The 11,187-nt window shown below is 33.8% G+C and carries 13 protein-coding genes and 1 pseudogene; 4 read left to right on the forward strand and 10 right to left on the reverse strand.

The window, feature by feature from the left end; genetic code table 11:
- From WFK35_RS15420 to WFK35_RS15430, 3 genes and pseudogenes are all read right to left on the reverse strand, one after another.
- Positions 1-1,175, reverse strand: a pseudogene (locus WFK35_RS15420) (hypothetical protein); the annotation flags it as partial.
- A 22-nt stretch (positions 1,176-1,197) separates the two neighbouring features.
- Positions 1,198-2,337: a hypothetical protein gene (locus WFK35_RS15425; RefSeq protein ID WP_336733345.1), complete on the reverse strand. Its 1,140-nt coding sequence runs from the start codon at positions 2,335-2,337 to the stop codon at positions 1,198-1,200.
- A gap of 82 nt (positions 2,338-2,419) precedes the next feature.
- On the reverse strand, positions 2,420-3,151 hold the full coding sequence (locus tag WFK35_RS15430) for a class I SAM-dependent methyltransferase (protein WP_336733346.1): 732 nt from the start codon (positions 3,149-3,151) through the stop codon (positions 2,420-2,422).
- A 95-nt stretch (positions 3,152-3,246) separates the two neighbouring features.
- Between WFK35_RS15430 and WFK35_RS15435 the strand changes: the two genes are divergently transcribed.
- The 4 genes from WFK35_RS15435 (at position 3,247) to WFK35_RS15450 (ending at position 6,178) form a co-directional block, all read left to right on the forward strand.
- Positions 3,247-3,735, forward strand: a complete 489-nt coding sequence (locus WFK35_RS15435) for a DUF6438 domain-containing protein (protein WP_336733347.1) — start codon at positions 3,247-3,249, stop codon at positions 3,733-3,735.
- A gap of 85 nt (positions 3,736-3,820) precedes the next feature.
- Positions 3,821-5,128 (forward strand): DEAD/DEAH box helicase, encoded by a 1,308-nt coding sequence (locus WFK35_RS15440; protein ID WP_336733348.1) that lies wholly within the window; start codon positions 3,821-3,823, stop codon positions 5,126-5,128.
- A gap of 73 nt (positions 5,129-5,201) precedes the next feature.
- Positions 5,202-5,462: a hypothetical protein gene (locus WFK35_RS15445; protein ID WP_336733349.1), complete on the forward strand. Its 261-nt coding sequence runs from the start codon at positions 5,202-5,204 to the stop codon at positions 5,460-5,462.
- 5 nt (positions 5,463-5,467) lie between these two features.
- Positions 5,468-6,178 (forward strand): methyltransferase domain-containing protein, encoded by a 711-nt coding sequence (locus WFK35_RS15450; protein WP_336733350.1) that lies wholly within the window; start codon positions 5,468-5,470, stop codon positions 6,176-6,178.
- Positions 6,179-6,252: 74 nt separating this feature from the next.
- On the opposite strand, the gene WFK35_RS15455 is transcribed toward WFK35_RS15450, so the two are convergent.
- From WFK35_RS15455 to WFK35_RS15485, 7 genes are all read right to left on the reverse strand, one after another.
- Complete coding sequence (locus WFK35_RS15455) at positions 6,253-7,020, reverse strand: TatD family hydrolase (protein ID WP_336733351.1); 768 nt, start codon at positions 7,018-7,020, stop codon at positions 6,253-6,255.
- A gap of 2 nt (positions 7,021-7,022) precedes the next feature.
- Complete coding sequence (locus WFK35_RS15460) at positions 7,023-7,538, reverse strand: DUF4269 domain-containing protein (protein ID WP_336733352.1); 516 nt, start codon at positions 7,536-7,538, stop codon at positions 7,023-7,025.
- Entirely contained in the window at positions 7,531-8,490 is a 960-nt protein-coding gene (locus tag WFK35_RS15465; RefSeq protein WP_336733353.1) for a GSCFA domain-containing protein, read from the reverse strand. The genes WFK35_RS15460 and WFK35_RS15465 overlap by 8 nt, the downstream gene beginning before the upstream one ends.
- An 85-nt stretch (positions 8,491-8,575) precedes the next feature.
- Positions 8,576-9,547: a polyprenyl synthetase family protein gene (locus WFK35_RS15470; RefSeq protein WP_214588982.1), complete on the reverse strand. Its 972-nt coding sequence runs from the start codon at positions 9,545-9,547 to the stop codon at positions 8,576-8,578.
- A 97-nt stretch (positions 9,548-9,644) separates the two neighbouring features.
- On the reverse strand, positions 9,645-9,941 hold the full coding sequence (locus WFK35_RS15475) for a type II toxin-antitoxin system RelE/ParE family toxin (protein ID WP_087712446.1): 297 nt from the start codon (positions 9,939-9,941) through the stop codon (positions 9,645-9,647).
- Positions 9,926-10,159 (reverse strand): hypothetical protein, encoded by a 234-nt coding sequence (locus WFK35_RS15480; protein ID WP_185209558.1) that lies wholly within the window; start codon positions 10,157-10,159, stop codon positions 9,926-9,928. The genes WFK35_RS15475 and WFK35_RS15480 overlap by 16 nt, the downstream gene beginning before the upstream one ends.
- 107 nt (positions 10,160-10,266) lie before the next feature.
- On the reverse strand, positions 10,267-11,187 hold a 921-nt coding region (locus WFK35_RS15485), incomplete at its 5' end, for an inorganic phosphate transporter (RefSeq protein WP_336733354.1).

Genomic DNA, 11,187 nt, shown 5'->3' on the forward strand with positions numbered 1-11,187 from the left:
TAAGTAAAATATACATTAGGTTCGGTAATAAGATCAAAAACAGGTGGGCAAGAATCATTTCCAGTAATAAGCAATGAAGGTAAAGTTTTTGTAGTAGTTTTTCCTTGAAGATTCACAGCATCAAGGATTACACTACTTCCTCCGTAAACATCCGGGTTATAAATCTTACTTAGATATCCTCTATTATCATAACTTATATAAATATCATTGTATTTATTTCTTTGAATAGCATAACATTCTAAATTTGAATTATTGTAAATTTGATTATATACAACGGATGTAGTCGAATTAAGCATATCTATTGCTAAAATACTCCCTGTTGCATTATTGCCTACATACAGAATAGATGCGTCTTTATTGAATTCTGTAACTGTGGGATGTAAACTTGAAATTGTCAGCAAATAATCGTTTGTTACTTTTCCAATTGAATTATTATATGACATTACCTTAGATTCATGTAAAGATCCTAACCATACAGCAAGACTTATGTAATTCGAAAAACTTGAATTAATAGTAGGTGAAGAAGTTACTTTAGAATTGTAATAATTTATAGGGGCGGTAATATTCATATTACTTACAGACGGAACACTATGCAACCCTGTATTATCCACCAAATAACTATACATCTTAACATCCATTGGAAAACATACCCAAACAGATTTTCCATCTGCGTGAGGGACAACAGTTACACCGTAAGATGCATAGGAATTTCCCATATCGTTATAAAGCGTTACATTCTTTTGTCCATCAACAACTTTACCTAAAGGAACTCCATTACTTACAGCTCCTAAAGACATATCAACAAGCGAATAGGAAACTGCGTCATACGGAAAATTACTTACAAAAACGTAATATTGACTTGGTTTTCCAGGGTGTTTTACAATAGATACCTGCCAAGGACTTATCCCGTTATTAATACCCAAACCATTTTCCATCACCTGATGTTCTCGATTTCTTATTTGGGTACCATCTGTATAAAACAATAAATTGCCATTATTATCACTTACTGTTCCACTCGCCCACAAACTGCTTCTTTGACTATCTACTAGAGTTGTTGTTGTACCATCAAACCTTACACCGGCATAGTTTCCAAAATACCAATTGTCATTTTCACCTTGCGAAAATATCAGTATCGGCAATAAAGTCATTATAATTGTTATATAAAACTTTTTCATGTTTTTAATTTTATATAATTAATTATTTAACTTTTTTCTCAAGCGTTTCAATTCTTTTCTGTTGCTCTATGGTATAAAGCGTAAGTTCTTCAATCTTCTTCAGAAGTAGAATATTCATTTCCTTAAGTTCAATACCATTTTTAATAGCTTCTTCTGTTGTAGGAACTTCCGGAAGATGTCTGTTTTCTTTGATAAATTTTTCAACACTATTTAATGGCATTAATTTATAACCTTTCTCAAAAACATAATCTGCCCATCCGTTATTAGCAGCAATATCTACTTTTACTTTTTCAGTTTTAATTCCGTCTTTTACAAAAAGTTTATATTTTTCACCATCAGCAGCGATTCCATCTGCGGGCAACTGATTGGTAAACTGCCCGATTCCGATTGTTCCGTTATTTCCTACAATCCAATTGCCTATATTTAACTCATTGTTTGGCGACGTCGCATTGTATGGAACAATGTTCGTTCCTATAAATATATTGTTACTTCCAGATGTAATATATCTTGCATTAGAGTAGCCTAGATTAATGTTATTGGAGCCATTATCTAATGCTCTAAACGATTCGCTGCCTACAGATACATTAGCGGTACCACTTTTAAGATATCTCAAACCGCTTACACCTATAGCAGTATTATTAATACCGGTTGATCCATAAGCCATGGCATGAGAACCAATAGCGGTGTTCCCAGAACTGGAAATAAAGGATTCCAAAGCATTTGTTCCTATTGCAACATTGTCTGAGCCGGATTGACTATTATTCATAGCTCCTGAACCAACCGCTGTGTTGGAATTTCCATTTGATAATATGGACATTGCATTACTTCCAATAGCAGTATTTCCACCACCAGTTGTATTTTGAGTAAAAGCCCCAATTCCAAAAACCGTATTAAGAATACTTGTAGCATTATTTACACCACCTCCGAAAAATAAATTTTTGTCCCAAATCTGACCAGTTGAAGAAAGATTTAAGAATACAAATCTTCCATCAGGATTAATTCTCAGTTTTTCCTGATTATTAGTTTTAAAAACCAAAGAAGTGTTGTCTGTAGTTCCAATAAAGTTGCTTGAAGGATTAGTTCCTGAATTCCCAGTTAAACTCCATTGAGCGTTTGCTGTAAAACCTAATACAGCAGAAAGTAGAATAATTGTTTTTTTCATGGTTAAATTTTAAAATTTAATATAAAAAGAAATATAAATTTTGATTTAAATTATTAGCTTTTTGGTCAAATTACTCGAAATTTTACTTTCTGCAAATTAATAATTTTTCTCCCTGTGAGAACCCGTAATAATTATTTTTTTCAAAAATTTTCACGTCTACGAAAAAGCCAGAGTCTTGTAATCTCTCTTTTAAACCTTCAACGGAATAAATCCTCACATGATCCTCCTGCCCGAAATGCTTTAATCTCTCTTTTTCCGTAACGATAGAATAATCTTCATAAATTTCCCCATCTTTAAATGGTGTCTGAATTAAGACTGTTCCACTCTTTTTCAAAACTCGGTAGAGTTCACTCATTGCTTTTTTATCATCTACAATATGTTCCAAAATATGATAACAAATAATGAGATCAAAAGTTTCGTCTTTACAGTCAATATCAGTAATATCGTAGCGGTAGTCAGCTATAAAATCAGTTCCGAAATCTGTGGCAAAATATTGTATGTTGGTTTTCTTTTTCCATTTTCTGTATAATATTCTGAAAGGTGAGAAATCCAGTACTGTAATATTAGAAGTCATAAATTCCTCTGTCAAAATTTTATATAACCTTCGTGTTCTGGAAATACTCCCGCAGACAGGACAGATCAAATCTCCATTATTAAGTTTTGCAAAATTTTTAAGCTGGGTTTCACATACATTACACTGATGGTTTTTCCCTTGATATAAAGGTTTTAAGATTTTTCTAAAATTTTCTTCATTTTTTACGAGAACATTTTGAGGAATAAAACTTTTAATAACAGATTTGAGGAAATTATACATATCAGAAAATTACAATTGTCAAAATAACAAAAATTTATCCGAATACCTTTTTATATTTGGAATAATTATTGAAAGAAACTCTTCAAATGTAAGCTATGAAATATTTATTAAGCCTTTTGGCTTTTATCTTTTTATTTTCGTGTACTTCTCAGAAAAACGGATCAAAATATTCGAAAATTGAATATGAAGCAGGCGCTTGTTTCGGATCCTGTCCTATTTTTAAAATAACAGTAAATCCTGACAGAACGGCTGTATTTGAAGCAGAACACTTTAATTTTTCAAAAGGATTTTCAAAAGGCGAGTTCGATAAACCTCGTGAAGGAACTTTTAAAGGGACAATAAAACAGGAAGATTATAATATATTAATTGCTTTATTGGATGGCTCAGATGTAAAAAATCTCAATGAAAAATATGGCGAGCGAAATATTACAGATCTTCCCACTTCCCATTTGAGAATAAGTTTTACAGACGGAGCTTCAAAACATGTTGAAGATTATGGCAAAAAGGGAACTGAAAAACTTGAGAAATTGTATAGGTTTTTTGAGGATTTAAGAACCAGTCAGCAATGGACAAAAGTAAAATAATTAATTAAAATATTTAAGCTACCTTTGCAAAATATAATTCCTTCATTTTGAAGGAATTTTGTTTTAATTATTAAATACAATTTATTTGAATTTTACAGACTTACATTTAATTGATCCTATTGCAAAAGCAATTCAGGAACAAGGATATACCAACCCGACTCCGATTCAGGAGAAATCCATTCCGGAAATTATAAAAGGTAAAGATTTTTTGGGTTGCGCTCAGACAGGAACAGGAAAAACGGCGGCTTTTGCCATTCCTATCCTTCAGAATCTTGCTCAGAACAAATTCCCCAACAGAAATATTAAAGCTTTGATTTTAACGCCTACAAGAGAACTGGCGATTCAGATTGAAGAAAATATTCAGGCGTACGGAAAATATTTACCATTAAAACATCTCGTAATTTTTGGAGGTGTAAAGCAGGGAAATCAGGAAGCTGCATTAAAAAAAGGAGTTGATATTCTGGTAGCAACACCGGGAAGACTTCTGGATTTTATTGCTCAGGGAATCATCAGCTTAAAAAATCTTGAAATTTTTGTACTAGATGAAGCGGATAGAATGCTGGATATGGGGTTTGTTCATGATGTGAAAAGAATCATTAAGCTTTTACCTCAGAAAAGACAGACTTTGTTTTTCTCTGCAACCATGCCTTCAGAAATACAGAAACTGGCAGATTCTATTCTTAATAATCCTGTAAAAGTAGAAGTAACTCCGGTTTCATCTACCGCAGAAACCATTAAACAATCAGTTTATTTTGTGGAAAAAGATAATAAACTGAATCTTTTAACGCACATTTTAAAGAACGATATTTCTGATTCTGTATTGGTTTTTGCAAGAACAAAACACGGTGCCGATAAAATTGCCAGAAAACTTCAGAAAGATAATATTACAACAGAGGCTATTCACGGAAATAAATCTCAGAATGCCCGTCAGAATGCTTTAAATAATTTTAAATCAGGAAAGACCAGAGTTTTGGTGGCTACAGATATTGCAGCGAGAGGAATTGATATTGATGAGCTTAAATACGTTGTTAATTTTGAGTTGTCTGATGTTTCCGAAACCTATGTTCACAGAATCGGAAGAACAGGTAGAGCAGGAGCGGAAGGAACTTCTATTTCGTTTGTGGACGGGCTGGATCTTCTCAATCTTCGCAATACAGAAAAACTGATCGGAATGAAAATTCCGGTGGTTAAAAACCATCCGTTTCATACAGATGACCTTGTTGCCCAGAAAAGAGATTCCAATAATAAGCCTGTTGCCGCAGGATCGGAAAAACCGAAACAGGTAAGAGGAAATTCTTCAAAATTCAGCCGAAATAAGGCAAAGCCGGATAACGGAGCTGCATCAGTGGGCTTTAAAAAGCCTAAGAATAAAAATTTTACAAGAAAGAAATAATCTGTTTTTACAAAGTTTAAGGCATTTTTATAATTCCTAAATTTGTAGGATCATTCGTTTTAAAAAGTTATTCATGAGAATTATTACCATTGAAGATTTAAAAGATATTTATATAAAATTTCATCAAAGAAAACTCCCTTTTTTATTATCAAAATTAAATTTCAATTCGTATAAAAGAACTCAGAGTGCTTTTAATGAACAGAAAATTCAATCCTCTAATTTTTGGATAATTCCTGCTGTTAAAAAAAGATGCAATAAATTAATTACGGGAAGCGAAGAGATTATCTATGAAGAATATCTACGGAAAATTATTTCCGGGAAAAGAAAACGCTGAAAGTATTGGCTTTAGGTACCGGTGTATGCAGTCATGAATTAAAACTTGCTGAATTAAATCCTCACTGGGAAATTCATTGTTATGATTTTTCCGATGAACTCTTGAAAACAGCAAAAAGAACTGCAGACGATAAAAAGCTTAACAATATTTTCTTCTTTGCTGAAAATATACTAACACATAATTTTGATCAAAACGATTATGATATGGTGTTTTTCCATGCCTCTTTGCATCATTTTGATAGGATCAGTGAGTTTCTTGATAAAATTGTGATTAAAAATCTTAAATCTGAGGGTTATCTTGTTATTAATGAATATGTTGGGAAAAACCGACTTCAGTATTCTGACTTGCAATTAGAATATATTAATAAAGCCATTGATTTTATTCCTAAGAAGTACCGGAAAATTTTTAAAACAGAAATTTATAAAAATCATTATTCCGGTTCAGGGCTTTTAAGAATGATTATCGCCGACCCTTCTGAATGTGCTGATTCTGAAAGCATATTGCCTTCGATTCATAAAAAATTTAATGTCTTAGAAGAAAAATCTTTTGGCAATAATATTTTGCAAAGCGCACTCAAAGATATAGCACACCATTTTGTAGAGATGGACGAAGAAAAAAGCGAAATTCTTGCTAAAGTTTTTCATTTGGAAGATCAGCTCTTAAAAATCCATCCCAGTGATTTCGTGTTTGGAGTTTATAGATTAAAGAATAAATAATGAAGGCCTTCTGGTTAGAAGGCTTTCATGTTTAAATGACAGTTATTTTATAGTATACCTTTTTAGGATTGATTTTAATTGCTGCTAAATATTTTTTTTGCATTCTCAGTAGTAATTCTGTCAATCTCCGAAAAATCCACTTTGTAAAGATCCACCAGTTTTCCGGCAACCAGATCAAGATATGAACTTTCGTTGCGCTTTCCCCTGTGCGGAACCGGAGCGAGATAAGGCGAATCTGTTTCCAGAACGATTTTATCCAAAGGGATTTCATGCAGAAACTGATCTATTTTACCATTTTTGAAGGTTACAACACCTCCGATCCCTAAAATGAAATTCAGTTCAATTGCTCGTTTTGCCTGTTCTAAATTTCCTGAAAAACAATGAAAAATTCCTCTCAGTTTCGGATGTCTTTTTCTTTCCAGAACCTCAAAAGTTTCATCAAAGCTTTCTCTGGTGTGGATTACGATAGGAAGATCTTTTTCAATTGCCCAGTCGATTTGCTGTTCAAAAGCTTTCACCTGAATATCAAGAGTGGTTTTATCCCAGTATAGATCGATCCCGATTTCTCCGATGGCGGGAAAAGACCTTTGATCGAGATAATTCTTAACAATTTCGAGTTCTTTTTCCCAGGATTCCGGTTTTACGTAACAGGGATGCAGTCCCATCATCGAAAAGATATGTTCCGGATATTCTGCTTCTAGCTGAAGCATTTTTTCATGAGATTCCGAATCGATTGCCGGAAGATAAAATTCTGTAATTCCTTTATTTAAAGCTCTCTGAATGGCTTCTTTTCTGTCTTCATCAAATTCTTCTGCGTATAAATGTGTATGTGTGTCAATCATTTTTATATCATTTTTAACAGGTCTTCGTAAGGATTTTCCAAATTCAGCAAGATGCCGAAAGCGGGTTCCGTTTTGATGCTCTGTTTTTTTAATTTTATTATTTTCTGCTTAAAATCTTCTCCTTTTTCCTGTAGTACTTTGTATTCAGCGATCATGTGTCGGTAAGCGTTCTGTTCGGTTGCAGGTTTGTTTTGTCCGAAAATTTCTATGGGAAATTCTTCCAGTTTGAAATTTAAAACAGTGGCTTGTTCATTATTTACCGTGATTTTTTCAATTTTTAAATCAAATTCAGAGAACATTTCAGAAAGCGATTTCTCAAATTCAGTAAAATCTGTTACTTCGCAGATGATATCCAGATCACTATCTTCAATATCAATTTCTATGGGAATAGTTCCTGTCAAAATGGGCGAATAATCCTTCAGTTTTTCAAGAATCTGATATTTCGTTAAAACTTCATGAGCTCTTTTCTGCTTTTCATTTCCATGTTTCAGATAGTCGATCTTTTTGAAATCAATCATTGGGAAAGATTTTATGCTTTACCTTTTTTCGCTGAGCTTCAATTCTTAGGTTTAATTTCTCTTTAAATTCGATGTATTTCGGATCTTTTTCGTCGCTGGTTTTATGCTCCAACGCTTTGTGAATTTTAAAATTTTCTTTGATGAAATCTTTTGTGTCATCCGAAAAATAAGCATTTCCGAATTTTTCGAAAATATAATTAATTGCCTGATGGTTAGGATGAATCATGTCTTCTTTGTAAAAACGGTAATCGCGGAGATCGTCCATTAAAATTTCATAAACCGGAAGATAATGACAGTAATCCAGCTCATCGATCATCTCATGAATTGCCGTGATCAGTTTAGATTTACTCAGTTGATTTTCAATCATTCCGTCTTTGGTATGACGAACCGGAGAAACGGTAAATAGAATCTGAACATCATCCGGACAAATATCTTTAAGGTTCAGAATTGTATTGTACACAGAATCTGTAATTTCCTGAAAGGTCAAAAGTCTTTTTTCAAAGAATTTCTGAGGGATTTTGTGACAATTGGCAACGAGTTTGTTTTTGGGCGTAAATTCGTAAATAAATGAGCTTCCGTAAGTGATGATCACCCAATTGGATTTTTGCAGAAAGGAATTTCCTTCTTCAAGACCGGAATTTATTTTCTGTAACGTCTGATGAACATATCTTGTGTCAAAACTTGTGTGATGATCCAGGGAAATAAATTCATCGTTAAAGGTAATCAGTTCATCTTCATGATAAAATTCGGCATCATGAAGTCGTTTTACCGCGTTATTGATTGAAAAAGGGTTGAAAATCGTCCCAAAAGGATTATTGATGGTCTGCAATTGTCCCTGCTGAAAAAGATCCGACATTTCAGAGGCAAAACAGGAACCGATCGAAAATATTCTATCTTCAACTTCAATCTTCTTCTGCGATTCTTTAATATCAACTTCGGTTCTGAATTTCATTTAATCAATTTGAAAATCTGAGAATGTGTCAATTTGAAAATTTAAGATTTATACTTACTCATTTTCAAATTGACTAATTATCAAATTATGATTCTCTTCTCAATAAATAATTGGCAAGTTCAGCAAACGGTTTCTTTTTTTCCTCCGGAATATCAATTTTCTGAAGATAGCTTTGTCCGATTTCGTTATGTTTTTCGATCAGACGTAAAGCTTTTTCGTCTACTTTTGTTCTTCTGAAAATCTTTTCCACACCGTAAACTTTATCGATGTTATCGGTCTTTTTAGAGTACCAGTAATCCAGCTCTTTTCTTTCTTCTTCCGTAGCGTGTTCTCTCGCCATCAGGTAAAGAACGGTTTTTTTGTTTTCGTAAATATCTCCGGCGTGTTTTTTACCGAACTGTGCCTGATCTCCGAAAACATCCAGGTAATCATCCATGATCTGAAATGCAATTCCGATGTGTTTTCCGAAGTTGAAAATTGATTTCGCATCTTTGAAGTTTGCTTTTGCAATCAATGCTCCGATTTCAAAAGAAGAAGCACTTAAAACTCCGGTTTTGTAGGTAATCATTCTGATGTAATCATCAAACGTTACGTTTTCCTGAGTTTCAAAATTGATGTCATATTGCTGACCTTCGCATAAAAGCAATCCTGTATGCGTGAAAATTCTGATACACGCTTTGAAAATTTCAGGTTCAAGGTCTTCGAAAAATTTATAGGCTTTCAGCATCAGTCCGTCTCCTGAAAGAATTCCGACATTAATTCCGTGTAGCGTATGAATCGTCGGTTTGTTTCTTCTTAACGGAGCTTCATCCATAATATCATCATGGATCAGGGTGAAGTTATGGAAAAATTCAATTGCCAGAGCCGGCTTTATAGCTTCTTTAAGATCACCTCCAAACAAATCGCAGGCCATTAGAACCATGATCGGACGAAGACGCTTTCCTCCGTGCGAAATAATGTAGTTCATAGGCTCGTAAAGTTCAGTTGGTTTATCTTTAAAAGTATATTTGGTAATGGCATCCGCAACAATCTGCTGATATCTGTCTAAAAATTCCATAAATTCTAATAGTTTGAACAAAAATACAATTTTTCAGGGCTTTATAAAACAAAATCCTCACCGTTTTAAGAGTGAAGATTTATTATTAAGTCAAAAATTATTTTAATTGAACCGTATCCGGATTTTTACTTCCATGTCGAATGGTGAGAATATAAATTTTATGATCTACACATTCGTAATAGAGAAGGTATTTATGAACAATCTTTACGGAAACGTTTGGTATATCTGTCTTTCTTCCAATATCCGGAAATTCAGAAAGTAATTCTAAATTATTTTTGATTAAATTATTAAGCTTTATACTGAATGAGTTTGATTTGTTCCTGTTAATCCAATACTGAAGAATATCTAGCCATTCATTGCTGGCTCTTTTTGTCCAGATTATTTGTTTAGCCATGCATTGATTTCTTTCTGAAAATCTTCATCAGATAAAACACTTCCTTCTTTTATTTCTATTCTTGCTTCCGAAACTGCTTTTTTTTCTTCTTCATTGGTTACGTAGATTTCTTCATCGTTTTGAAATTGAAGAAGCTGCAATAGCTCTTTTAGTCTTGCCTTGTTGGTAATGCCTGTGATCTGATTAATCAGGTCTATCTGTAATTCTGCGGTACTCATAGCTTGTAATTTAATCTATATAAAATTAATAAAAATTTTAACTTTAAGAAAACAAAAAACTTTGCTCTTTCGGGCAAAGTTTTATTATTTTGAATAATCTCAGTTGTTTAAGATAATGCAGTTACTGTAAGGTAAGTAATTCCTGCAACAATTGCAGAGATCGGAATGGTAAGAACCCATGCCCAAAGAAGGCTTACGGTGATTCCCCATCTTACGGCAGAAACTCTTTTAGTAAGACCAACCCCGATAATAGAACCTGTAATCGTGTGTGTGGTAGAAACAGGAATCCCGAAGTGATCTGTAATAAATAACGTAATAGCACCTGCTGTTTCAGCACTTACTCCTTCCAGAGAAGTTACTTTTGTAATTTTCGTTCCCATGGTTTTGATGATCTTCCATCCACCGCTCATTGTACCTAAAGCGATCGCGATAAACGAAACCAGAGGAACCCAGATATAATGCTGTGCGAAATAATCAAAACGTGCTGCTGATTCAAGATTTAAATAAATCGGATCGTGAAGCATTTCAACATGATAGTAAATTAATGCTGCTCCAATGATTCCCATTACTTTCTGTGCGTCATTAAGACCATGTCCTAAACTGAAAAGCGCAGAAGAAGCAAGCTGTAATTTTTTGAAAGACTGGTCTGCTTTGTGCGGGTTTGATCTTTTATAAAGATGAACAATAATTAAAGTAATGATAATTGAGATAATCATCCCGATAATCGGAGCCATGAAAATGAAAAGGAAAATAGGGATTACCTTGTCAAATTTCACAACGCTCTGGTGTGTTACCTGCGAAGCGGCTGCCTTTACGGTTTCCCAAGTCCCCAATTCCGGCTGTGCTGCTGCAACGTTGTGGTAATCCATCATAAAAGCGTGCATTAAAGCTGCTCCTAAAAATCCTCCGATCAGCGTGTGTGAAGAGGAAGAAGGAATACCAAACCACCACGTTAAAAGGTTCCATGCGATTGCCGCAACAAGACCTGAAAAGATAACTTCGAGGGTGATAAAATTCTCATTAACTGT

It is taken from the genome of Chryseobacterium sp. VD8 (genome assembly GCF_037149975.1).
Taxonomy (GTDB): Bacteria; Bacteroidota; Bacteroidia; order Flavobacteriales; family Weeksellaceae; genus Chryseobacterium; species Chryseobacterium indicum.